The organism is Candidatus Litorirhabdus singularis, assembly GCF_026262625.1.
Taxonomy (GTDB): Bacteria; Pseudomonadota; Gammaproteobacteria; order Pseudomonadales; family Halieaceae; genus Litorirhabdus; species Litorirhabdus singularis.
In genome coordinates, this window is record NZ_SHNN01000004.1 from 190,659 (window position 1) to 211,998 (window position 21,340).

Genomic DNA, 21,340 nt, shown 5'->3' on the forward strand with positions numbered 1-21,340 from the left:
AACACGGGAACAGCTATGTTTACGGGAATTATTGAAGCGGTTGGAGAAATTGCAGCCATGCAGCCAAGCGGTGGCGATATGCGTTTGCGCATTCGTACCGGTAAGCTCGATCTTGGCGATGTCCAATTGGGCGATTCGATCTGCACTAGCGGAGTGTGTCTGACGGTGACCGAGCTGCCGGGCGACGGCTATTGGTGCGACGTTTCCAACGAAACCCTGGCCTTTTCTACGCTGGGTGGTCTGTCAGTAGGCAGCCACGTCAACCTGGAAAAATCCCTGACTCCGCAAAGCCGTCTCGGCGGACACATTGTCTCCGGTCACGTAGACGGTGTCGGTGAGGTGGTGTCGTTTGAGGAAGACGGCCGCTCGATTCGCTGGGTGCTGCGAGCACCGGATAATTTGGCGCGCTACATCGCTCATAAAGGATCAATATGCGTCGATGGCACGAGTCTCACGGTGAATGCTGTGCAAGGTGCAGAATTTGATCTCAACATTATTCCGCAGACCACGCAGGAAACCATATTTGGCCAGTATAAGGCGGGAACCCGAGTCAATCTTGAGGTGGACGTTATCGCCCGGTATCTGGAACGTTTGTTACAAGGTGAGCAGGCCGCCAATCCTGAAGCCAGCTCAATTACCGAATCATTACTTGCAGAACATGGGTTTCTGCAGGGCAACGAAGGACATTAAGCGTGCAACTCAATAGTGTTGAAGAAATCATCAGCGACATTCGCCAGGGCAAGATGGTGGTGCTGCTTGATGACGGTGAAGAAAAGGACCATAACGAAGGTGTGGTCATGATGGCGGCAGAGCATGTTGATGCCAGCCACGTTAACTTTATGGCACGTCAGGCCCGCGGTCTCGTCTGCTTGACGCTTACCGAAGAGCGCTGTCAGTTGCTGGGTTTGCCACCGATGGCCGATGATCCCAGCGGAGAGAAATCCAACTTCACCGTGTCTATTGAAGCGCGGGAGGGTATCACCACCGGTATTTCAGCCGCAGATCGTGCCCGCACTATTCAGGCCGCTGTTGCTCCAACTACCGTGGCAGAAGATATCGTTCAGCCCGGACATATCTTTCCACTGACTGCGGTTCCCGGTGGCGTGCTGACACGCGCTGGTCATACTGAAGCAGCATCAGATTATGCGCGACTGGCGGGTTTACAGCCGGCCGCCATGATTACCGACGTGCTGACCGCCGATGGTGTGCTGGCCAATGGTAGCCAGCTGGCGGAGTTTGCGGCCAGTCACGACTTGAAAATTGGCTCTATTGCCGATTTGATTCATTTTCGCGTGGTCAGTGAACGCACCATTCGTCGCGTGCGGGAAGGCAGCGTCACCACCGCCCACGGTGATTTTCGCATGGTAGCTTACCGCGAGCACAATACCGGTGATGTGCATCTGGCCCTGTATCAAGGTGATATCTTGGCCGCGGAGCCGACCCTGGTGAGAGTGCATTTACAGTCAGCCGTACGCGATATGGTGGCCGCGTCTACGCCGGGCCGTCCCAGCTGGAACATAGGTACCTGCCTGCAGCAGGTCAATGCCGCTGGCAATGGCGTGGTGGTTTTGCTGGCGCGTCAGGAGAGCAACGACCAATTGTTGCAGAGTATTGATATTGCTTTTGGTAACGCCCCGTCGGAGGGTGTTGGCGGTGAAGCTCCCAATACCTACAATATGGTGGGTTTAGGCTCGCAGATTCTGCGCGATCTTGGCGTTGGAAAAATCCGTTTGATGGGTGCACCAATCAAGTACAATGCGATTTCTGGTTTTGACCTGGAAGTTACCGAATACGTGAGTCCTGCGGGACTGGTAGATTAATATTGAGCAACGCGCCGGCTGCGACCGGGCGCTTCTATAAGGACTGAACTATGAGTGACATTAAAACAATTGAAGGCAATTTGACCGCAGGCAGCGGCCGTTTTGCACTGGTAGTAGGCCGCTGGAACAGCTTTGTGGTGGAACACCTCAAGGACGGGGCTATTGATACGCTGCGTCGTCACGGCGTCAGCGACGAAAAAATCACCATTATTTATGCGCCGGGTGCATTTGAAATTCCACTGGTGTGCAGCAAAGCGGCCGCCTCTGGCAACTATGATGCGGTAATAGCACTGGGTGCGGTGATTCGCGGTGGTACTCCCCACTTTGAATACGTGGCTGGTGAATGTGTGAAGGGACTGGCGTCGGTCATTGGCGAGCACAGTATCCCCGTTGCTTTCGGTGTGTTGACGGTGGACACCATCGAGCAGGCGATCGAGCGCTCTGGTACCAAGGCCGGTAACAAGGGTGAAGAAGCCGCATTGTCAGCGCTGGAAATGGTTAACCTGCTGGACCAGCTGTGAGTGCACCGTCCAAACCCAACCTGATGGCGGCGCGACGTCACCGCGCCCGGCATTACGCGATGCAGGCCTTGTACCAATGGCATATGGCCAACGCTTCTGTCACTGACATTGAGGCAGAGTTTCGCGAAGAGTACGACTTTGACAAGGTTGACGGTGAATACTTTCATACCCTGTTGAGTGAGATTCCGCGTCATATCGATGAGCTGGATGAACTGTATGCACCGTTTCTCGTCGAGCGCAGCCTGGCGGAGCTGGGTGCGGTGGAGTGTGCTCTGCTGCGGATTGGCACCTTCGAGCTGCGCGATCGTATCGATGTGCCCTACCGGGTTGTCATTAACGAAGCCGTGGGTCTGGCCAAAAAATTCGGTGCGGCTGACAGTCACAAATTTGTCAACGGTGTGCTGGACAAGACCGCGCGCCAGTTGCGAGTGCCGGAAGTGGCGGAGTTTGATGCCTCGCGACGTGCGCCGGGCTAACGCAATGCGCGTTGGCCACCAGCGGTTGCTGAGCGCGTCAAGCGCGTTCCGAACCTGCTCATGAACACAGAGTTCTCCTTGATCGATACCTGGTTTGCACCGCTGTCCGATGCTATAGGAGATGATTGTGCCCTCCTGGACTTGGCTCCGGGCCAGCGCCTGGCGACATCCACCGATACTCTTGTAGCCGGTGTCCACTTTCCGCCTGATGCGAGCGCGGAGCAAATCAGTTATCGCGCGGTGGTTACTGCGCTAAGCGATCTTGCGGCCGCCGGGGCTGAACCCTTGGCGATCGCGGTGGCGTTGACGTTGCCAGCCCCAGAGTCAGTTTGGCTGGAGGGGTTTGCCGCCGGGCTTAAAGATGCATTGCAGAGTCAGGGTGTACGTTTGCTGGGAGGAGATACTACCAGCGGACCGCTCACCGTAACGGTGCAGGTGTTTGGTGCATTGCCCCAAGGTCAGGGCCTGCAGCGTTCGGGAGCGTGCGCCGGTGACGGGGTATACCTGTCCGGCTGTACCGGTGATGCCGCAGCGGCGTTGACGGTTATGCGCGGCGACTGGCAGGGAGCCCCTGAACACGCAGATTATCTGCGGCAATGTTTTTATAGGCCGCAGCCGCGTCTGCAGTTGGGTCAGCAACTGCTGGGTATTGCCTCCAGCGCCATTGATGTTTCTGACGGCGTGGTCGCCGACGCTGGACATATTTGCCGAGCCAGCGGTGTTGGAATGCAGCTGCAAGAATCTGCGCTCCCGTTATCAACCGCGCTTGAGTCGCTGGCGGACGTTACCGCAGCACAAATACTGGCGCTGACGGGCGGAGATGACTACCAACTGCTGTTTACCGTAGCGGCGGACAGGGAAAGTCAGGTGCCAGAAGGCTGTACTCGTATTGGTGAAGTTATTGCCGGTGCCGGCGTTAGCTGTGGTCTGGAACTGCCCAGCGGAGGTTATGAGCATTTCGCCGCGGCGCCGCCGCGGCCAGTTGACGATCCGAATGTCAGTTGTGAGGTCGCTACGGATGCTGACACCGAAGACGGCCTGCCATTGACCGGTGTGTTCGGCTCCTGGAGCCAGTTTGTGGCATTTGGCTTTGGCAGTGGGCTTGCATCCAAGGCGCCTGGAACGGCAGGCACTGCGCTGGCGGTGCCCTTGTATCTGCTGCTGGCCCCGCTGGATCTGTTCGCCTATAGCGTGTTTATAGTCGCTGCGGCTATCTTCGGTATCTGGGTCTGTGACGTAGCCAGCCGCGAACTTGATGTGCACGATCATCCCGGCATCGTCTGGGATGAATTCGTGGGTTTCTGGATTGCGATGTGGGCGTTGCCCGCTGACTGGCCTTGGTTGTTGGCGGCGTTTGTCGTGTTTCGCTTTTTCGATATTCTCAAACCGTGGCCGATTAGCTGGTGTGATCGGCGCGTGCACGGCGGGCTCGGTATTATGCTCGACGATATCGTTGCTGGTGTGTTTACCTGCGCCTTGCTGCACGTTGTGATACTGGTTTCCTGAGCTGTTTCCCTCTAATCTGTGCCGATGCTGAAATCATTTTCCATAATTCTACTGCTGGCATTAAGCTCTGCGGCGCCCGTGCTGGCGGAGGAAGTGGTGGTGCTGGGTTTATTCAAGAACGCTGCCTTTCTGGAGGTAGATGGGTCTGGGAAATTGGTGCGAGTCGGTGAGACCTACCGTGGCGTAGACCTTTTGTCCGCAGACTCCTGGGTAGCGCGTCTTCGCGTTGGCGGCGCGGAATACGATGTTGGCGTTTCGCAGCGCATCAGTGCCGTTTATACCGAGCGGGAGATGACGCGAGTGCTGATACCCCGCAGTCGTAATCTGCAGTATTTGACCACTCTTTCGATTAATGGTCGCAGCGCGCAGGGATTGGTTGATACCGGCGCCAACGTGATGGCACTGAGCGCGCGTCAGGCTGATGCGCTGGGCATTGCTTATCTGGGGACCGTGACCCGCAAACTGACAACCGCTTCGGGAACTGTGCGCGCCTACTCGGTGCGTTTGGAATCAGTCGAGGTCGGGGGAATTCTGGTACGCAATGTGGCAGCTAGTGTGCTCGAAGGTAGTCACCCGCAGCAAGTACTGATCGGAATGAGCTTTCTGGAGCATGTGGAGATGAGTGAAAAGGCGGGCGTGTTATCCCTCATAAAAAAGTAGTCGTGGCTGAGAGCTTTAGGGCGCTCGCCTCTATCGCAGTCTACTGCTAAACTACCGCACCTTTTCACGGTAGACCCCTTATAGTGTCGATTCGCTACGTACAATCATCCCGCCTCCCCACCAAATGGGGCGCGTTTGACATGCATGGGTTTGAAGATATCTCGGCGGAAAAGGAGCATGTTGTGCTCACTCTGGGCGATGTCTCCAATGGCGAGCCGGTGCTGATGCGGGTGCATTCCGAGTGCCTGACCGGAGACGCCCTGTTCAGTTTACGCTGTGACTGTGGAGCGCAATTGCAGGCGGCGCTAGCGGCTATAGCCAAAGAAGGTCGTGGCGCGTTGCTATACCTGCGTCAGGAAGGCCGTGGCATTGGACTGCTGAATAAAATAAAGGCGTATAAGTTACAAGACGAAGGCGCCGATACCGTAGAAGCTAATGAAGCGTTGGGTTTTGGCGCCGATATGCGCGATTACAGCATCTGCAAGCCGATACTGGATCACCTGCATATCAACTCAGTGCGGCTGATGACTAATAACCCGCGCAAAGTAGCGGCGCTGGAAAAAATCGGCGTAGATGTGGTGGAGCGGCTGTCTTTAGAGACGCCCAGCAACCCACATAACGAGCATTATCTGGCCACCAAGGCCGGTAAGCTTGGGCACTTGATGGAGTAGCCCGGTGACCACGTTCTAGTGGTCGCGACGACAAATATAGTGGGCAATTTCCAGCAGGCCGGAGCCGGCAGCACCGAACGGTGCCAGTGCAGTACTGGCATCGGCTAACAATTCGTCGACCCTGTGACGAGCACCCTCCAAGCCTAATTGAGTAACGTAGGTTGGCTTATTGGCCGCCGCATCCGAGCCCTGATTTTTACCCAATGTGGTGCTGTCACTGGCAACATCGAGCACGTCATCCTGTACCTGAAACGCTAGACCAATGCTGCGGCCGAAACTGTCCAGCTGCGCCAGTCGCTTGGTGTCGGCGCCAGCTGCCAGTGCACCCAGACTGATCGCGGCCTGAATCAGGGCGCCTGTCTTGAGCGCGTGCATGGCCTGCAGGTGTTCTGCTGAGATAAGGTTTTGCGCAGCGGCGACATCTATCGCCTGACCGCCGACCATACCGCGCGCGCCGCTGGCAGCGGCCAGACACTGCACCATCTGTAGGCGTATTTGTGGCGAGCAACCGGGAGCTTCGGTCAGTAGTTCAAAGGCTCGTGCTTGCAGGGCATCACCCACCAGCACCGCAGTGGCCTCATCATAGGCAATATGGCAGGTGGGTAGACCGCGCCGCAGATTATCGTCGTCCATGGCTGGCAGGTCGTCATGCACCAGCGAGTAAGTGTGTATCATTTCAATGGCGCAGGCGGCGTAATCAATCGCATTACGCTCAGCGGCGACACTGTTGATAGCTTCCGCAGCCGCGTAGGTGAGTAGTGGCCGAATGCGTTTACCACCGGCACTGAGCGAGTAGTTACAGGCCTCGAACAGGCGCTCGAGTAGGGGAGTGGCGTTGCTGGAAAACTCTGAACCCGGTGCTCCAAGCAGGGGCTCTAATTGGCTGTTGCAGCGCTGCTGCCATGCCTCAAGGCGTGCGCTCACAGCGTGTCCTCGTCCTCTTCAGGTGTTGCAAAATCTACCAGCGCCGCGGCCCCGTCCTTTTGCATCAGCATTTTCACTTTCTGCTCGGCGCCTTCCAGTGACTGTTGGCACTCGCGGGTCAGTTTAATACCCTGCTCAAAGGCCAGTAGTGAGTCCTCCAAACTGAGTTCACCGGTCTCCATCTGTTCCACCAGGCTCTCTAATTGCTCCAATGCAGATTCGAAGTCGATTTTTTTTGCCTTGGCCATTGGGTTACACTCACTACTACATTTAGAGCGGGGAATTGTAGCAGTTGAAAACGATCTTGGTTACTGGTGGAGCTGGATATATTGGTTCCCACACTTGTGTTGAGTTATTGGCAGCCGGTTATGCGGTAGTGGTGCTCGATAACTTAAGCAATTCGCAGGCGGAGTCCCTCACCCGGGTGGAGCGCATCGCCGGCAAAAGTCTGACATTTCAGCAGGGTGATATCCGCGACCGCGACTGTTTGCAAAAAGTTCTGTCTGAACACTCGGTGGATGCCTGTATTCATTTTGCTGGTCTTAAGGCAGTGGGAGAATCGGTCTCTGAACCGATGCGTTATTACGACAATAATGTGCGTGGTTCATTACAGCTATTTGAAGTGCTCGACGAACACGCAGTACGCAATGTGGTGTTCAGTTCCTCGGCCACGGTCTACGGGTGCTCTAGCGACGATCCCATTGCTGAGGATATGCCGCTGCAGGCGATTAACCCCTACGGCCAGACCAAGTTAATGGTAGAGCAGGTTCTGAAAGATATCTGCGCGTCAGATTCTGCCTGGAACGCTATTAACCTGCGTTACTTCAACCCGGTTGGAGCACATCCGAGTGGAGATATTGGTGAGGATCCCAACGGTATCCCCAATAATTTGACACCCTATATCGCTCAAGTGGCGATCGGTAAACGCGATGAATTGTCGGTGTGGGGTGACGACTACGACACTCGCGATGGTACCGGCGTGCGCGACTATATTCACGTGGTGGACCTGGCGCGTGGCCATGTCAAAGCGCTGCAGCGATTGGAGTCGGCGCCCGGCCTGCTCAATATTAACTTGGGTACCGGTATTAATTACTCGGTGCTGGAGGTAGTGCGGGCCTTTGAGTTGGCCAGTGGCCGTACCATTCCCTATCGTATTGAAGCGCGACGTGAAGGCGACGTGGCCTGCTTGTTTGCCAATCCGACATTGGCACTGCAGGAGCTGGGTTGGCAGGCGAGCTTGGATATGGAAACCATGGCCGCCGATGCCTGGCGTTGGCAGCAGCAGAACCCGAATGGTTACCTCGATAGCTGAACCCGGCTGGCAGTTGCCGCGCAAGCGCCGCTGCCCCGCTATAGCAGAGCACTCAGTAGAGACCAGCCGGTTACAAACACGCGTCAGCTAGTTGGCGCCGATCAATAGGCGCCCGCAGCGGCGTTACAGCGGGAGAAACCAATATGGATCCACTTTATCGCAGTGCTTTTGCGCTGGCCGACGATATTCGCGCCGGTAGTCGTTCATCCCGTGAGTTGCTGGAGTTTTTTCTGCAGCGGATTGAGCGCTTTAACCCGGCGCTTAACGCCGTGGTGGCGCTGGATACAGAACGTGCTCGTGCTCGCGCAGATGCTGCCGATGCGGCGGTTGCCGCTGGTGAAGACTGGGGTCCGCTGCACGGCGTACCGATAACGATTAAGGATGCTTTGGCTACAGAAGGTCTGGTTACCGTCGGTGGCATTCCCGCCTGTAAAGACAATGTCCCCGAACAGAGCGCGGTTGCTGTGCAGCGCTACGTGGACGCTGGCGCGATCATCTTTGCCAAAACCAATGTGCCCTTTATGAGCGCCGACCTGCAGACCTATAACGACGTCTATGGGGTCACCAATAATCCCTGGGATGTCACGCGCACCTCGGGCGGCTCCTCAGGTGGTGCGGCTGCCGCGCTGGCAGCCGGACTCACACCGTTGGAGCTGGGCAGCGATATTGGCGGCTCTATACGCACGCCCAGCCATTTCAATGGGGTTTATGGTCATAAGCCCAGCTTTAATCTGGTGCCCCAGCGCGGCCACTTGCCGCCGGGTGATGGTGTACTCAGTGAGGGTGATCTGTCTGTTATCGGTCCGCTGGGGACTTGTCCGCAGGATCTGGAAAAGGCGCTGGATATAGTCGCCGGTCCGTTGCCGGAAGAGGGTGTAGCCTGGCAGGTTCAGTTGCCAGCGGCGCGTGCCACTGCAGCTGGTGATCTGCGCGTAGCGGTATGGTTGGATCACCCTGCCTTTCCGGTGGATGATGAAATACAGGCAGCGATTGCTGCCGCGGCGCAAACGCTCGCAGATGCGGGGGCGCAGGTTGACCTCGAGGCGCGTCCACAGTTTGATGTGGAGGAACAACATTCCAATTACGCCATGTTGCTATCCGCAGTGATGGGGGCTGGTATGCCGGAGGCGGTATTTGAGGGTGCCTCAGCGGCGGTGGCCGCTGCCGATCCCGATGACCGCAGTTTGCTGATGCAGCAAATGCGTGGCATCGCCCAGAGTCATCGCGAATGGTTGCGCCAGAATGAGAAGCGGCAGCACTATCGCGCGCAGTGGGCGCAGTTTTTCCAGAGCTATGATGTGTTGCTATGTCCCTGCGCCTCAGTAACGGCATTTCCCCATGACCACAATCCGGACCTGTACCAGCGTCAGCTGCAGGTTAATGGGAAAGCAGTGCCTTATCTCAATATTCTCGGTTGGGCCGGACTTACGCTGAATAGCTATTTACCAGTAACCGCTGCACCGGTGGGTGTCAGCAGTGAGGGCCTGCCGATTGGTATGCAGATTGTGGGTCCGTATCTGGAAGATCGCACTCCGCTGGCAGTAGCCGGTATGCTGCAGCAACTGCATCGTGGTTTTGTGGCACCGCCCGGTTACTGATCGCAGGAGCGCCTGAAGACACATTCCGTGACGCTAAGGCATACCACCCGTGGCATTCAAGGCAGTGGCACTCAACTCTGTGGCAGGGAATGTATTCTGCCAGTCTCGTTGTTCGAATGAACTCCAAGCCGCAGCTAAGAATTAGCTGAGCTAACCAGGCGTTGTTAGTCAGGAATTACCGACGCCATCGCAGACGGCACGCCGAGTATGGCCTTACCCGCATTCATTAGCGCCCGGCGCTTCTGAATAGCCGCGACAATGCCGGGACTGTCGAGGCCTATCGAACTGAGCTGTGCCTCGCGTTTGGCGTGGTCTACATAGATGTCCGGCAACCCCAGGTTGAGGACCGGTAATAACAGGTTCTGCTCCTGCAGGTATTCGTTGACAGCGGCTCCTGCGCCGCCGGCAATAGCGTTGTCTTCCAGGGTAACCAGCAGTTCATGGCTGCCAGCCAGCTCGCGAATACGCACGGTATCAATCGGTTTCACCCAGCGCATATCGATCACCGTGGCGTCCAGCTTCTCGGCGGCGTCCAGGGCAGCTTCCAGTAACACGCCAAAGCTCAAAATAGCGACGCCTTGCCCCGCGCGGCGTTCAACTGATTGCCCCACTGGCAAGCTCTGCATTTCCTTGATGATACGCGCGCCTGTGCCAGTGCCGCGCGGATAACGCACGGCTGCTGGCCCCGGATATTGATAGGCGGTAGAGAGCAGCTGCCGGCATTCGTTTTCATCAGAGGGTGCGGCTATAACCATATTGGGGATACAGCGCAGAAAGGTAAGATCAAAACTGCCGGCGTGGGTAGGTCCGTCTTCACCGACCAGGCCTGCGCGATCAATACCAAAGGTAACGTCCAGGTTTTGCAGGGCGACATCGTGTATTAATTGATCATAGCCACGCTGCAAAAAAGTGGAATAAATGGCGACGACAGGCTTGAGACCATCGCAGGCCAGTCCCGCAGCAAAGGTCACGGCGTGCTGTTCGGCTATGGCAACATCGTGAAAACGATCGGGATAGAGTTCGGCGAACTCAACCATGCCGGAGCCCTCGCACATGGCGGGAGTAACTGCCACCAGGCGATCATCCAGTGCGGCTGTATCACACAGCCAGCGACCAAAGACGGCCTGGTATTTGGGTTTGCGCGGTGGCGCCGGAGCAGTCACCTGGCTAACAGGGGCCGGTTTCGGGTCAATTTTGTTAATAGCGTGGTAGCCCACCGGATCATTCTCAGCCGGTGCAAAGCCTTTGCCCTTCATGGTCCTAATGTGCACGATGCGCGGGCCTTCGAGCTCTTTTATGTTTTCCAGAGTTTGCAGCAAAGTAGGCAGGTCGTGTCCGTCCAGCGGACCAATGTAGTTGAAGCCCAATTCTTCAAACAAGGTACCCGGCGCTACCATACCTTTCATGTGTTCTTCGGTACGTTTGGCGATTTCCCAAGCGGGAGGTACTTTCTCAAGAATTTTCTTGGAGCCTTCACGCATGGAGATATAAAACTTGCTGGCCCAAATTTTGGCAAAGTACGTGGCCAGCCCACCGCGGTTGTGGCCGATCGACATTTGATTGTCATTCAGAATCACCAGCAAATTTGGGCGCGCGTGGCCGGCATGGGCCAATGCTTCAAACGCCATACCGCCGGTCATTGCACCATCACCGATGACGGCGATGCACTGGCGCTTATTGCCGGTCTGCTGGTTGGCTACCGCCATGCCCATGGCAGCGGAAATACTGGTGGAGGAGTGCCCCACACCAAAGGTGTCGTAGACGCTCTCGGAGCGCTTGGGAAACCCTGCCAGACCTCCACCAAAACGCATCGAGTTCATGAGTTCGCGACGTTTGGTGAGAATTTTATGCGGGTAAGTCTGGTGGCCCACGTCCCACACAATGCGATCATCCGGGGTATTAAAAATGTAGTGCAGCGCCAGCGTCAGTTCTACCACGCCCAGGCCTGCGCCAAAGTGGCCTCCGGTCTGCCCCACGCTGTAAAGCAGAAACGCGCGCAGCTCTTCTGCCAACGATGGCAGCTGTTCTGCAGACAGCTCTCGCAGTTGTTCAGGGCTGGCGACCTGATCTAACAGCGGCGTAGCTGGCGGTGTGCGAGGTATTTCCTTGAGCATGGCGCGATTGTATCTTAATTCGCTCAATTCGGCAGGTTTTAACCCTGCGTATTATGGCGCAAATATGGTCTTTTCAGGCACCCAGAGTAGCGCGAGTTGCGGCAGAAACCGGGGCGCTGATAACCGCACAGATACTGTCTACCAGATTGCTCACAAAGAAGCTGGTATTGGCGAGGTCAGCAGCGCCGCTCTCACGCAGGATGGCGTGGTCGGCAAGACCGTGAAATAGCATGCCCACCGCCAAGCTCAGGCGTTGAGTCTGGACGGCTGGCGGTAGTGGTTGCAAAAACGGTTCCCACAGCGGTTTCATATCCGTGCCGTAGGCTGGAGCGTTGCTATCGTTGCGAACCATAAACTGGAGGATGTTGCTGGCCGCGAGCTGGGCGCTGATTTTGATATAAGACAGTCCCCCGTCGGGGTCTTCGAAGCGCGCTGCCACCGGCTGCACCAGTGTGTTCGCCACATCTTCGAGGCTAACGCTGGACTGGAGAGCAAGGTCCGCGATCATCTGCTGACGCTGTTGTGATATCGGCTGCCAGTGTTTTTCAAAAACGGCGGCGAGTAGCGCTTCTTTGTTGCCGAAGTGATAGTGCACTGCATTGCGATTTTTCTGCTCAGCGGCCCGGGTAATCTCATTCAGAGAGACGCTGTCGACACCGCGCTCAGCAAACAATTGCTCGGCGGTGGCGATGATGCGTGCGCGGGTGGCCTGAGTACGAGCGGTGGACGGTTTACGATCCACAGTCACGACCTAACCCTGAACCGAGAAGCCGCCATCAACGGTAATGGTCTGGCCGGTCATGTAACTGGCGAGTGGACTGGTCAAAAACAGAGTGGGACCGGCGATATCGGCAGCGACACCTAGCCGTTGCATGGGGGTGCGATCCAGGTGCGGTTGTATCATCTCAGGAATATCCAGCATGCCGGCGGTCATATTCGACTCGATCAGGCCGCAGGCTATGGCATTAACGCGGATATTGTCGCGGGCGTAGGTGACGCCCAATACTCGCGTGAGTCCCACTAACCCGGTTTTGGCGCTGCCGTATCCGGGCACAATTTCGATTCCGAATAAAGAGGTCATAGAGGCCATGCCGACAATGCTGGCACCACCGGGCAGGGCGCTGGCAGCCAGTTTGTCTTTCAGCGCCGCGGCCAATCTGAAATTGCTGGTCAGGTTGATTTGCACTGCCTCCTCAAACACTTCAGGCTCCCATTCACTGCGGCCACCGGGCAGCGATGCACCGGCGTTATTGATCAGGATATCCAGTTTGGGTATGGCGGCGGCCAGTGCCGCGATACTGGCGTTGTCTGTTGCCAGCATCTGGTAGTAGGTATAGGCACTGAGGTCGGTATCGTAGTCCGCAGCCTGCGCCCGGGTGCCGGTAATGATCACATCAGCTCCTGCTGTCAGGTAGGCCAGGGCAATACCTTCGCCAATACCGTGGGTGCCGCCGGTGACCAGCACCGTGTAACCCGCGTAGTCAAAATTGACCTGCTCAAACTTGCCTGTAGCCACTGCGGTGTCTCCTTTTGCGTGCGTCCGGACAAGTTAATACAGTTTCCTTAAAACAGCAATGAGCGTGGCATGATGCCGATGACAGGCGCAAAAATGAGCGAAAATGTTGTCATTTAGCGGTTATCGACACGTCATCTTGCCAATTTGGACAGGGCCAACCATAGTGATATCACAGCAGTCCGGTGGACAAGGAGGTTAACCGTGCTGACACACTCTTCCGTCAATTTTTGCGGCAGCAGTTGGTATGTGGCGCTGCGGCCCAATGCTGGCGCATCCTGGTTGCTTGATCACGGTTCCTGCGTCAATTTTCAGCAGCAACTGCTGGATGTATTGCTGCGTCGCGGCGCTCAATTACACGCCTATGCGCTGCTGACTGATGCGGTCCACCTGTTGCTGACTCTGGCTCAGGGTGCAGTACTAGAGGATTTGTTACCGCAACTTAAGGCGCAGTTGTTGGCGCAATCTATCTCGCCACCGAGCTCGCATTCCAGGCAACAGCCCGGTCAACCTGAGCTCAGTCCATTCAGCTTGCCCGACCGCGATGGAGCATGGATAGCAGATGACTGTGACAGCTTCCGTATTGTGACCGATAGTGCGGTGCTGGCCTGTTATCGCTATATTGATCTTTACCCGCTGCGCGCTGGGCTTGTCCTAGACCCAGCCGCTTGGTACTTCAGCAGCTATGAGCGGAATGCATACGGGGTGGCCGATACGCTGGTAACGCCGCATCGCAGTTATCTGGATCTGGGGCGTAGTTCCCGGGCGCGGGCGCAGGCCTATCAGCGTGAATGTAGCCACGGTAATGCTGGCAGCGGGTGTTCTGGCAGCCAGTCGCCCGCAGAGGTCGCGGTACAGCATAGACTTGCAACCATGGTGGCTGGCCTGTTGCAGGGTGACCGGCGAACGGGTATCCGCTGTCGGCAGTAGCGGAGCTGGGGACTAAGTATTTGACCTGCTACAGGGGTTTTCAGCACAGGCTGTGACAGCGGACTACACTAGGGAGTACAGTATTCGGCCTGTCATTAAAGGAGAAGAAGATGCGTTTCAGTTATCAGGTAGGTATGTGCGACAGCGACCACTATATTCCGCTGGCGAAAGCCGCCGAGGCAGCCGGTTATCACGGTATCACCATACCCGATAGCATCTGCTATCCGCAGGAGGCGAGCTCCAAATACCCTTACAATGCCGACGGTAGTCGCGAGTTTCTCGAGTCGGTGCCGTTTATCGAATCGCTGGTTGGTGTGGCTGCCATGGCTGCCGTCACGGAGCGTATTCGCTTCGCCACTTTTGTTTACAAGCTGGCCATTCGCCAAGCGGCCATCGTCGCCAAGCAGGTGCTCAGTATCAACAGCTTGAGTGATAATCGCTTTGATTTTGGTGTCGGTATCAGTCCCTGGGAAGAGGACTTTGCCGTTACCCAGGTGGAGTGGGCGAAGCGCGGCTTGCGACTGGATGAACAGATTGCGATTTTGCGCGGTTTGGAAGGCGGCGACTATTTTGGGTTTGAGGGCGAGTTGCATAGTATGCCGGCCAACAAAATGAACCCGGTACCTACGCAGCACACCCCCATATTGATAGGCGGCCACACTGAACCAGCTTTGAAACGTGCCGCACGGAATGATGGATGGATGTGCGCCGGTGCCGACATGCAACAGCTCACAACGTATATCACCCGCATCAATGAGTTGCGCGCAGAACTTGGCACAGCGGATCAGCCCTACAAGATTTTTACCACCGGTCAGGATGCGTTTACCCGTGAGGGTATTGAGCAGCTCGAAGCCATCGGCGTGACCGACGTGGTTATCGGCTTTCGCGATGTGTATAACCAGGAGCCTGACAAGCCTATTGCAGAGAAGATCGATATGCTGAACTGGTATGCATCGGAGTTTATTAACGTCTGATGCACTGACGGGTAGCTATCAGCTGCTGTCCAGGCTACTGCCGACGCAATGTCGGCAGCAGTCCACCCTGGTATTGTTGAACCTGATGTCACCTGAGGAAACCAAATGACCGAGCTTGCCCCTAATACGCCGGTATTAGTTGGTGTTGCTGCCTTGCAGCAACGTCCCGAAAGTGTCAATGAAGGGCTTGAGCCTAGCGCGATGATGATCGAGGTGTTGCGGCGTGCGGCGGCCGATGCTGGTACCGAGGAATTGCTGACGCGGGCCGACCGCATTGAAGTTCCCAAGGGTATGTGGAACTACAGTGATCCAGCGCGGCTGGTCGCCGACGCTCTGGGTGCTAGCGCTGCGACGACAGTACTGGGCGAGATTGGAATTCTGCAGCAGTCCCTGATCAATCGCGCCTGTGCCAGTATCAACAATGGCGAAGCACAGATTGTGCTGGTAACGGGGGCGGAGGCCAAGTATCGCGGTTTACAGGCTCAGATTGCCGGTATTGAGCTGCAGGAAACTGCGCAAGCTGAGGCCGTGCCAGATGTGCTGCTGGAGCCCGCTGCCGAGTTGTGGTCGGCGCTGGAGTCCAGCTCAGGGCTGGGTATGCCGGTGGGCTATTTCGCTATTATGGATTCTGCTTTGCGCTACGCCCAGGGCATTAGCGTTGGGGAGCATCGCGATCAGATGGCAGCGATGTACGCCGAATTCTCGCAGATTGCAGCGGCCAATGCGGATGCCTGGGTACGCGAACCGGTAGCTGCGGAATTTATTCGCAATCCGTCACCGGGCAACAAGATGCTGGCGTTTCCCTATACCAAGTTGCACAACAGTCAATGGAACGTAGATCAGGCGGCTGGCTTGATTTTTTGCTCGGTGGCGATGGCGACAGAACTGGGCATTGATCCGGGGCAATGGGTGTACCCGTTAGCGGCCACCGAAAGTAATGCTATGTCGGTTGTGGCAGCGCGTAAAGAACTGCATCGCAATCATGGTTTCAGATTGGCCGGACAGCGATTGCTGGAGTTGGCCGGGCGCAGCGCTGAGGACATCAGCCTGATGGAACTCTACTCATGCTTTCCACAGGCAGTGCGGGTGCAGCTGCAGGAGTTAGAGCTGGGTCAGGGCGTGCCGCTTTCGGTGACAGGTGCGATGACCTTTGGCGGTGGTCCGCTCAATAATTTTGTTCTGCAGAGTACGGTCAAAATCGCCCAGATGCTGCGCCGGGCTGAACAGCAGAGCGGACTAGTGACCTCGGTTAGTGGTATGAACACCAAGCAGGCCCTGGCTCTGTATGGTAGCGAACCTAACCCTCAGGGCTGGCAGTTTGCCGACGTTACCGCTGCGGCGGAAGCGGCAACGATCCTCTGTGAACTGGTGGAAGATTATGAAGGCCCGGCGACGATTGCCGGCTATACCGTATTGTTTCAAGGAGCTCAGGCCTGGCGCGCTGTTGCAGTATGCGATTTGCCCGACGGTAAACGGACGGTTGCCTATTCAGAGCAAAACACTATTTTGGAAGCATTGCAGGTGGGTGAGTTCTGCGGGCGCCAGGTGGCTGTCGTCGAAGGCCAGTTCAGCTAGCGCCAAATGGGCAGGGGCGGGGTTTCGTCTCCTGGATTTGAGTCAGCGGACTTAGGCTTTTCGCTCAGTCGTGCCAGTTTCTCTACGGCAGAGACTGATTGCCGGCTGAACTGGCCCGGTGGTGAATTGGAATCAACGCTCGGCTCGTCTGTGGTTGGAGTCGTTTCGGTGGCGACTGTGTCCACTGGAGCAGTCTCCACTGCGGCAGTCTCCACTGCGGCAGTTTCCAATGCGGCGGCCGCGGCGGCAAACTTTTTGGAGGAGGTAACCTCAATCAAGGGACGCTCCGTATAGCTTGCTTCGGTTGGGGCTGGCTTTGCTTTAGTCATAGATTCAGACGCAGGGACTACTGTTTCGCCAACCACTGCGGATGGGTCGGTTTCTACCTCTTCATCAGTAACCAGTGGCCGTATATCTGCCCGGCGTTGCCGCAACTTCATGGCGACAAAATCTTCGACATCGTGAGCACTCAGATAGGGGTTGAAGTTTAATTCTTCGCCAATGGTCGACAGTGGCCAGCCCTTAAAATCCTTACCCGGGTACACCACCGTATTACGTGGCAAGTGGCACAGTGTTTCGGTCAGGCTATGATAGTGCTGGCGCGGGTCACTGTCCGCTTGATCGCTGAGGCCAACGGTGCGCACCAGCAGGGTATCGCCGGTAAACACCGTTGAACGCTTGCCTTTAAGCAGATGAAAACAGTAGGAGTCGCTGGTATGACCGGGGGTGTGCAACGCGCGTAGCTGCAGCACACCGATGTTGATAATCTCACCGTGTTCAACGTAGCGCCCTTCCGCAGCGTTATTGAGGCTGGCGCCGCGAATACTTTCTGTACCCCATAGATCTGCTAAAACGGGCAGCGCACTGTTATGGTCATCGTGCGTATGGGTATCAATGGCGGCTCTAATGGAATAGCCGAGCTCGTTGAATAGCTGCACGTAATCGCGCAACTTCTCCTTCACCGGATCAATCAGTACCGCCTCCTGGCTCAGTGGATCGGCCAGAAAGTATGTGTAACTGAACGTGCGATGGTTAAATAACTGACGCAACAACATGAAAATACCTCTCGGGGGCAGTATAGCAAAGACCGACGCAAAATTTCATAATCTGTAGCACAGCTTTTTATGAAAAATGTACGTCTGTGCTACTCTTGCGCAATGTCTGATTCCTCCGGTTCTCTCAAAACGATTCTGTTTGCCCTTGGCGCGAATACAGCAATTGCAGCGGCTAAGGCCGCTGCCGCGGTTGTTACCGGTTCTGGCGCCATGTTTGCTGAGGCGATTCACTCCACGGCAGACGCCGGTAACCAGATTTTGCTGTTGTTGGGCGTGAGTCGCTCGCGCAAGCCACCTTCGGCTGATGCTCCGCTGGGGTATGGCAAGGAAATTTACTTCTGGTCCTTTATCGTTGCACTGATGTTGTTCAGTGTGGGGGGGCTGGTGTCGATCAATGAAGGGCTGCATAAGTTACAGAACCCGGAGCCGTTGTCGCATCCTTTCATCGCCATTGGGGTACTGGTTTTTGCGATGTTTGCAGAGGGCGCCGCGCTGCGCACCTGTTTGCAGCAGGTTAACAAGACCCGTGGTTCGCAGCCGTTGTGGCGCTGGTTTCGGGAGTCACGTCAGAGTGAGCTGATTGTCATTTTCGGTGAGGATCTTGCTGCCCTGGTAGGTCTTTCCTTGGCGTTAGCCGCTATTACCGCCACGCTGATAACCGGCGACCCGATGTACGATGCACTGGGCAGTTGTGCGATTGGTGTGCTGCTGGTGCTGGTGGCTATTTTGGTGGGTCGCGAGGTTAAGGAACTGCTGGTCGGGCAGGGCGTTGAGCCTCGTGTGCGTGCCGCTATGCTGCAGTTTCTGGAGGCGCAGCCCGAGATAAATGAGCTATTCAATCTGTTGACACTGCATATGGGTGACGATGTGATGGTCGCGATTAAGGCTGAAATGTCGGACCCGGGCAGTGCAGTGGGTGTTGCAAGAACTATCAACGCGGTAGAGGCGCGCTTCCGCGAAGCCTTTCCGGAAGTGACCTGGTTGTTTTTCGAACCGGATATCAAGGATTAGCGCATGGCTTCATTTAGTATCAGTAAACCCCATACCATGACTCGCGAGGATGTCCGTGATGCGGCCGAGAACCTGGCCAAGGGGCTCAAGGATCGCCATGGGCTGCGTTATCGTTGGCGTGGAGATACCGCCGAATTCAGTCGCAGTGGACTGGACGGAAGACTGATCATCAGTGATGACAACATCACCGTATCGGTGAAACTGGGCCTGCTAGCGTCTGCGTTTGAAAGGCCGCTCAAGAAAGCCGTTACTGATTACCTCGATGAATATGTTAGCTGAGCTGGGTCTGCGTCAGTGGCTAGGTCTAGCGATACTGCTAGTGTCGACGGTGACCTGGCTGGCTACGCCAGTGATCTTTTTTCTCGATATTGCGGGCGCTGACAAGGTGGCTTGGGCGAGTATCTCCTATGGCATTTCATTGGTGACCTGGTATATGTGTTTGCCGTTACTAGGTCCGGAATTTCTGCTGCTGGGACGAAAATGGCTGGCGTGGCTCAAAAATTCTCTACGTGAGCCAGCGGATCGGTAGAACCGATAGCGATGGCAAAATCCTCTGCCAGCGTCACGCTGCTAGCCGCCGCCTGCTCCCAATATTCTACCCGCTCCTGATGCGGTAATCGGGTCATGTCTGAACGGTCCGGAATCTTGCCGTGGGGCAGGCTTTCAAGATAGCTGTCAGAAGGGCACAGCAATACCACCCGATCCATCACCTCGCTACCACGGCGACGCCAGGGCAGAAACTTGTCAAACCACCCAGGGGTCACGCTCGCACAAAAATGCGGGTACAGCGCCAGCCCAGATCCATGAAAGGCGCTCAGGTCAAAATGGTAGTCAACGATACCACCGTCCCAGTATTGACCCGGCGGGGCGCCGTCGATATCACGTTCACCCGTCAGTACAAACGGAATCGAGCCGCTGGCATGCAGCACGGCGCGGGTGTTGGCGGCCTGTAATGGCGCATAGTGGGTGGCGAAATCCTTGAAGTCGAAGCCGGAACCAGAGCGAGGGCCTGAACCTGAACCTGAACCTGAACCTGAACCTGAACCTGAACCTGAACCTGAACCTGAACCTGAGTTTGACTCAGGATGTGAGCAAAACACCACACGTTGAAAGAATACTTGCAGCGCGCTGCGACTGAAGGTATTGAGCAGCGCTGACTGTGCCAAGCCTAGTGCTTGCAGTGCCGGGCGCTCACTGCCGGTCGGGCCGCGGCCACGTGCAGTGACCACATGGCTGCGAAAACGCGGGTGCTGCGCCATGCAGGCAGTGGCGGGTCGACCCAAAAAATTGTCGAGAATGCTCAGACTAACTTCACTGATCTCAGCCGTGGTCGGTTTTACGCCGGGCGCATAGTACTGGTGAATATAGTCGTGCTGCAGTTGTTTAAGCGCCGTCAACGGGTCGGGCTGTGCCAGCGCTGCATGCCGCCAGCTGCCAATGGAAGAGCCGATCAAATTGAGGGGCTGGTTGCTGCGCTGTAGGTAGTCGTTAAACAGAAATTGATCCAGTCCGGCGATGCCCAAAAACTTGGGTCCGCCGGATGCGCCGATCATAGTCTGAAAAATAGCTGGGTCCCAACCGTCCCGCGCTAACACTTTGCGTGCAGAAGCACCGGCGATAATGCGCAGATCGCCGCGCCATTGCGAATCAGGCGCCACTGCGAATCTCCCCCGGGGTATGGCCGGTCCACTTGATAAAGGCGCGGCGGAAATTGGAAACGTCGTTAAAGCCGACCATATAGGCAATACTCAATAGGGGTAGTTCGGTGGTGCGTAAATAGTGGCTGGCGTGCTCGGCGCGTACCTGGTCCAGTAATTGCTGGAATGAAGCCTGCTCTGTTTCAAGGCGACGTCGGAAAGTACGTGGACTGAGGTTAAGCATCGATGCGACCTGGGGCATTTGCGGGTAGTGACCTTCCAGGCGGCGCAATAACTGCAGGGTCTGTTCCGCCAGCGAAACTTTACCCTTCAAGTCTGCCAATAGACGTTTACACTCACCTTCGTACAGCGCCAGCAGGGCCGGGTTGGAGGAAGGTAATTCTACTTCCAGCCATTCTTCCGGAAATGAAATGCGCCCCCTGGGACAGTCAAATCTGACATCGTCGCCAAACAGCGGGTAATACTCATGCGCGTGCTCAGGCGCGGGGTAGGGTAGTTCAATACGAAAGCTGAGCCCGGGCTGATTGATTAGAAACTGCATGGTGTGGCAGATCGCTGCAAACAACAGTTCATGGCTGAACACCGGATGGCCTTCGCTATAGTCGCTTCTGGGTATCAGCCAGAAACGTCCGCCCTTGATTTCGTATTCCAGCTCTAGGGCCGGCGCCAGAATATGGTAGTACTTCAAGAAGAAGCTGATGACCTGTTGCAAAGTCTCGCAGGTCAGAAACGCCTGGCCCACAGTAGCGTGGGCGCTGAGGTTAAGGCGCGTCCCCAGATGCAGTCCCAGCGCCTGATCTCCAGTCAGCAGGTAGCCCTGCTCCACCACGTGAATGAAGTCATTTTCACTGATGCGCGCGCCGATGCTGGCCAGCCCGGTTTCTGTCAATTCAGTGCCCGCCAGCATCGCGCTTGCCGTCACGCCGCGTTGGCGCGCCAGATCAAGCAGAATGATCAGGTACTGGGCTGGAGTTGATGTATTAGTGCTGGCCATATATGACCACATTCTGACAACAGATTAC

The 21,340-nt window shown here is 56.3% G+C and carries 23 protein-coding genes; 15 read left to right on the forward strand and 8 right to left on the reverse strand.

Annotated elements, in window-relative coordinates:
• Window positions 1-15 precede the first annotated feature (15 nt).
• The 7 genes from EYC98_RS18110 (at window position 16) to ribA (ending at window position 5,654) form a co-directional block, all read left to right on the forward strand.
• Window positions 16-690 carry a riboflavin synthase gene (locus EYC98_RS18110; RefSeq protein WP_279246803.1) on the forward strand — a complete coding sequence of 225 codons (675 nt, stop codon included), beginning with the start codon at window positions 16-18 and terminating at the stop codon, window positions 688-690.
• A 2-nt stretch (window positions 691-692) separates the two neighbouring features.
• Entirely contained in the window at window positions 693-1,820 is a 1,128-nt protein-coding gene (ribB, locus tag EYC98_RS18115; RefSeq protein ID WP_279246804.1) for a 3,4-dihydroxy-2-butanone-4-phosphate synthase, read from the forward strand.
• A gap of 50 nt (window positions 1,821-1,870) precedes the next feature.
• Window positions 1,871-2,341 (forward strand): 6,7-dimethyl-8-ribityllumazine synthase, encoded by a 471-nt coding sequence (gene ribH / locus EYC98_RS18120; RefSeq protein WP_279246805.1) that lies wholly within the window; start codon window positions 1,871-1,873, stop codon window positions 2,339-2,341.
• Between the two features lie 23 nt (window positions 2,342-2,364).
• The gene (gene nusB / locus EYC98_RS18125; protein ID WP_420887199.1) at window positions 2,365-2,817 is read left to right on the forward strand and encodes a transcription antitermination factor NusB; all 453 of its coding nucleotides are present in this window, start codon (window positions 2,365-2,367) and stop codon (window positions 2,815-2,817) included.
• Window positions 2,818-2,877: 60 nt separating this feature from the next.
• Window positions 2,878-4,323: a thiamine-phosphate kinase gene (thiL, locus tag EYC98_RS21670; RefSeq protein WP_320415565.1), complete on the forward strand. Its 1,446-nt coding sequence runs from the start codon at window positions 2,878-2,880 to the stop codon at window positions 4,321-4,323.
• 24 nt (window positions 4,324-4,347) lie between these two features.
• Window positions 4,348-4,983 (forward strand): retropepsin-like aspartic protease family protein, encoded by a 636-nt coding sequence (locus EYC98_RS18140; protein WP_279246807.1) that lies wholly within the window; start codon window positions 4,348-4,350, stop codon window positions 4,981-4,983.
• A gap of 83 nt (window positions 4,984-5,066) precedes the next feature.
• On the forward strand, window positions 5,067-5,654 hold the full coding sequence (gene ribA, locus EYC98_RS18145) for a GTP cyclohydrolase II (RefSeq protein ID WP_279246808.1): 588 nt from the start codon (window positions 5,067-5,069) through the stop codon (window positions 5,652-5,654).
• A 15-nt stretch (window positions 5,655-5,669) separates the two neighbouring features.
• Here ribA and EYC98_RS18150 read toward each other — a convergent pair whose 3' ends face one another.
• Together EYC98_RS18150 and EYC98_RS18155 are read right to left on the reverse strand one after the other, a co-directional pair.
• A complete protein-coding gene (locus tag EYC98_RS18150; protein WP_279246809.1) occupies window positions 5,670-6,578 on the reverse strand; it encodes a polyprenyl synthetase family protein in 909 nt (302 codons plus the stop codon).
• The gene (locus EYC98_RS18155) at window positions 6,575-6,826 is read right to left on the reverse strand and encodes an exodeoxyribonuclease VII small subunit (RefSeq protein WP_279246810.1); all 252 of its coding nucleotides are present in this window, start codon (window positions 6,824-6,826) and stop codon (window positions 6,575-6,577) included. The genes EYC98_RS18150 and EYC98_RS18155 overlap by 4 nt, the downstream gene beginning before the upstream one ends.
• Window positions 6,827-6,870: 44 nt before the next feature.
• Between EYC98_RS18155 and galE the strand changes: the two genes are divergently transcribed.
• Together galE and EYC98_RS18165 are read left to right on the forward strand one after the other, a co-directional pair.
• Window positions 6,871-7,890, forward strand: a complete 1,020-nt coding sequence (galE, locus tag EYC98_RS18160) for a UDP-glucose 4-epimerase GalE (protein WP_279246811.1) — start codon at window positions 6,871-6,873, stop codon at window positions 7,888-7,890.
• A 143-nt stretch (window positions 7,891-8,033) separates the two neighbouring features.
• Window positions 8,034-9,488, forward strand: coding sequence for an amidase (locus EYC98_RS18165; protein ID WP_279246812.1), 1,455 nt, complete (start codon window positions 8,034-8,036; stop codon window positions 9,486-9,488).
• A gap of 164 nt (window positions 9,489-9,652) precedes the next feature.
• On the opposite strand, the gene dxs is transcribed toward EYC98_RS18165, so the two are convergent.
• The 3 genes from dxs to EYC98_RS18180 form a co-directional block, all read right to left on the reverse strand.
• Window positions 9,653-11,602, reverse strand: coding sequence for a 1-deoxy-D-xylulose-5-phosphate synthase (gene dxs, locus EYC98_RS18170; protein ID WP_279246968.1), 1,950 nt, complete (start codon window positions 11,600-11,602; stop codon window positions 9,653-9,655).
• 73 nt (window positions 11,603-11,675) lie between these two features.
• Window positions 11,676-12,344: a TetR/AcrR family transcriptional regulator gene (locus EYC98_RS18175; RefSeq protein WP_279246813.1), complete on the reverse strand. Its 669-nt coding sequence runs from the start codon at window positions 12,342-12,344 to the stop codon at window positions 11,676-11,678.
• Window positions 12,345-12,353: 9 nt separating this feature from the next.
• Window positions 12,354-13,118 carry an SDR family NAD(P)-dependent oxidoreductase gene (locus EYC98_RS18180; protein ID WP_279246814.1) on the reverse strand — a complete coding sequence of 255 codons (765 nt, stop codon included), beginning with the start codon at window positions 13,116-13,118 and terminating at the stop codon, window positions 12,354-12,356.
• 201 nt (window positions 13,119-13,319) lie between these two features.
• Here EYC98_RS18180 and EYC98_RS18185 point away from each other — a divergent pair, with 201 nt between their 5' ends.
• The 3 genes from EYC98_RS18185 (at window position 13,320) to EYC98_RS18195 (ending at window position 16,594) form a co-directional block, all read left to right on the forward strand.
• Window positions 13,320-14,045 carry a hypothetical protein gene (locus EYC98_RS18185; RefSeq protein ID WP_279246815.1) on the forward strand — a complete coding sequence of 242 codons (726 nt, stop codon included), beginning with the start codon at window positions 13,320-13,322 and terminating at the stop codon, window positions 14,043-14,045.
• A gap of 110 nt (window positions 14,046-14,155) precedes the next feature.
• Window positions 14,156-15,019, forward strand: a complete 864-nt coding sequence (locus tag EYC98_RS18190) for a TIGR03619 family F420-dependent LLM class oxidoreductase (RefSeq protein ID WP_279246816.1) — start codon at window positions 14,156-14,158, stop codon at window positions 15,017-15,019.
• Between the two features lie 105 nt (window positions 15,020-15,124).
• A complete protein-coding gene (locus EYC98_RS18195) occupies window positions 15,125-16,594 on the forward strand; it encodes a hypothetical protein (protein WP_279246817.1) in 1,470 nt (489 codons plus the stop codon).
• Here the strand turns inward: EYC98_RS18195 and EYC98_RS18200 are convergent.
• Window positions 16,591-17,649, reverse strand: a complete 1,059-nt coding sequence (locus EYC98_RS18200; protein ID WP_279246818.1) for an MBL fold metallo-hydrolase — start codon at window positions 17,647-17,649, stop codon at window positions 16,591-16,593. The two genes, EYC98_RS18195 and EYC98_RS18200, sit on opposite strands and share 4 nt — an antisense overlap.
• Before the next feature lie 69 nt (window positions 17,650-17,718).
• Here EYC98_RS18200 and EYC98_RS18205 point away from each other — a divergent pair, with 69 nt between their 5' ends.
• The 3 genes from EYC98_RS18205 to EYC98_RS18215 are packed head-to-tail and all read left to right on the forward strand — an operon-like array spanning window position 17,719 to window position 19,189.
• Window positions 17,719-18,660, forward strand: a complete 942-nt coding sequence (locus EYC98_RS18205; protein ID WP_279246819.1) for a cation diffusion facilitator family transporter — start codon at window positions 17,719-17,721, stop codon at window positions 18,658-18,660.
• A 3-nt stretch (window positions 18,661-18,663) separates the two neighbouring features.
• Window positions 18,664-18,939 (forward strand): polyhydroxyalkanoic acid system family protein, encoded by a 276-nt coding sequence (locus EYC98_RS18210; RefSeq protein ID WP_279246820.1) that lies wholly within the window; start codon window positions 18,664-18,666, stop codon window positions 18,937-18,939.
• Window positions 18,923-19,189 carry a hypothetical protein gene (locus EYC98_RS18215; protein ID WP_279246821.1) on the forward strand — a complete coding sequence of 89 codons (267 nt, stop codon included), beginning with the start codon at window positions 18,923-18,925 and terminating at the stop codon, window positions 19,187-19,189. Before EYC98_RS18210 ends, EYC98_RS18215 begins: the two co-directional genes overlap by 17 nt.
• Here EYC98_RS18215 and EYC98_RS18220 read toward each other — a convergent pair.
• Window positions 19,155-20,318, reverse strand: a complete 1,164-nt coding sequence (locus EYC98_RS18220; protein WP_279246822.1) for a patatin-like phospholipase family protein — start codon at window positions 20,316-20,318, stop codon at window positions 19,155-19,157. The two genes, EYC98_RS18215 and EYC98_RS18220, sit on opposite strands and share 35 nt — an antisense overlap.
• Window positions 20,308-21,312, reverse strand: coding sequence for an AraC family transcriptional regulator (locus EYC98_RS18225; RefSeq protein ID WP_279246823.1), 1,005 nt, complete (start codon window positions 21,310-21,312; stop codon window positions 20,308-20,310). The genes EYC98_RS18220 and EYC98_RS18225 overlap by 11 nt, the downstream gene beginning before the upstream one ends.
• Window positions 21,313-21,340: the final 28 nt, after the last annotated feature.

What these genes read in the sequence shown, in the direction of transcription:
- EYC98_RS18210 (WP_279246820.1), top strand. Translation starts at nt 18,664, where the DNA reads ATGGCTTCATTTAGTATCAGTAAACCCCATACCATGACTCGCGAGGAT.
- EYC98_RS18225 (WP_279246823.1), bottom strand. Translation starts at nt 21,312, where the DNA reads ATGGCCAGCACTAATACATCAACTCCAGCCCAGTACCTGATCATTCTG.
- thiL (WP_320415565.1), top strand. Translation starts at nt 2,878, where the DNA reads ATGAACACAGAGTTCTCCTTGATCGATACCTGGTTTGCACCGCTGTCC.
- nusB (WP_420887199.1), top strand. Translation starts at nt 2,365, where the DNA reads ATGGCGGCGCGACGTCACCGCGCCCGGCATTACGCGATGCAGGCCTTG.
- EYC98_RS18195 (WP_279246817.1), top strand. Translation starts at nt 15,125, where the DNA reads ATGACCGAGCTTGCCCCTAATACGCCGGTATTAGTTGGTGTTGCTGCC.
- EYC98_RS18155 (WP_279246810.1), bottom strand. Translation starts at nt 6,826, where the DNA reads ATGGCCAAGGCAAAAAAAATCGACTTCGAATCTGCATTGGAGCAATTA.
- dxs (WP_279246968.1), bottom strand. Translation starts at nt 11,602, where the DNA reads ATGCTCAAGGAAATACCTCGCACACCGCCAGCTACGCCGCTGTTAGAT.
- EYC98_RS18205 (WP_279246819.1), top strand. Translation starts at nt 17,719, where the DNA reads ATGAAAAATGTACGTCTGTGCTACTCTTGCGCAATGTCTGATTCCTCC.
- EYC98_RS18140 (WP_279246807.1), top strand. Translation starts at nt 4,348, where the DNA reads ATGCTGAAATCATTTTCCATAATTCTACTGCTGGCATTAAGCTCTGCG.
- ribH (WP_279246805.1), top strand. Translation starts at nt 1,871, where the DNA reads ATGAGTGACATTAAAACAATTGAAGGCAATTTGACCGCAGGCAGCGGC.
- EYC98_RS18110 (WP_279246803.1), top strand. Translation starts at nt 16, where the DNA reads ATGTTTACGGGAATTATTGAAGCGGTTGGAGAAATTGCAGCCATGCAG.
- EYC98_RS18165 (WP_279246812.1), top strand. Translation starts at nt 8,034, where the DNA reads ATGGATCCACTTTATCGCAGTGCTTTTGCGCTGGCCGACGATATTCGC.
- EYC98_RS18215 (WP_279246821.1), top strand. Translation starts at nt 18,923, where the DNA reads ATGAATATGTTAGCTGAGCTGGGTCTGCGTCAGTGGCTAGGTCTAGCG.
- EYC98_RS18200 (WP_279246818.1), bottom strand. Translation starts at nt 17,649, where the DNA reads ATGTTGTTGCGTCAGTTATTTAACCATCGCACGTTCAGTTACACATAC.
- EYC98_RS18190 (WP_279246816.1), top strand. Translation starts at nt 14,156, where the DNA reads ATGCGTTTCAGTTATCAGGTAGGTATGTGCGACAGCGACCACTATATT.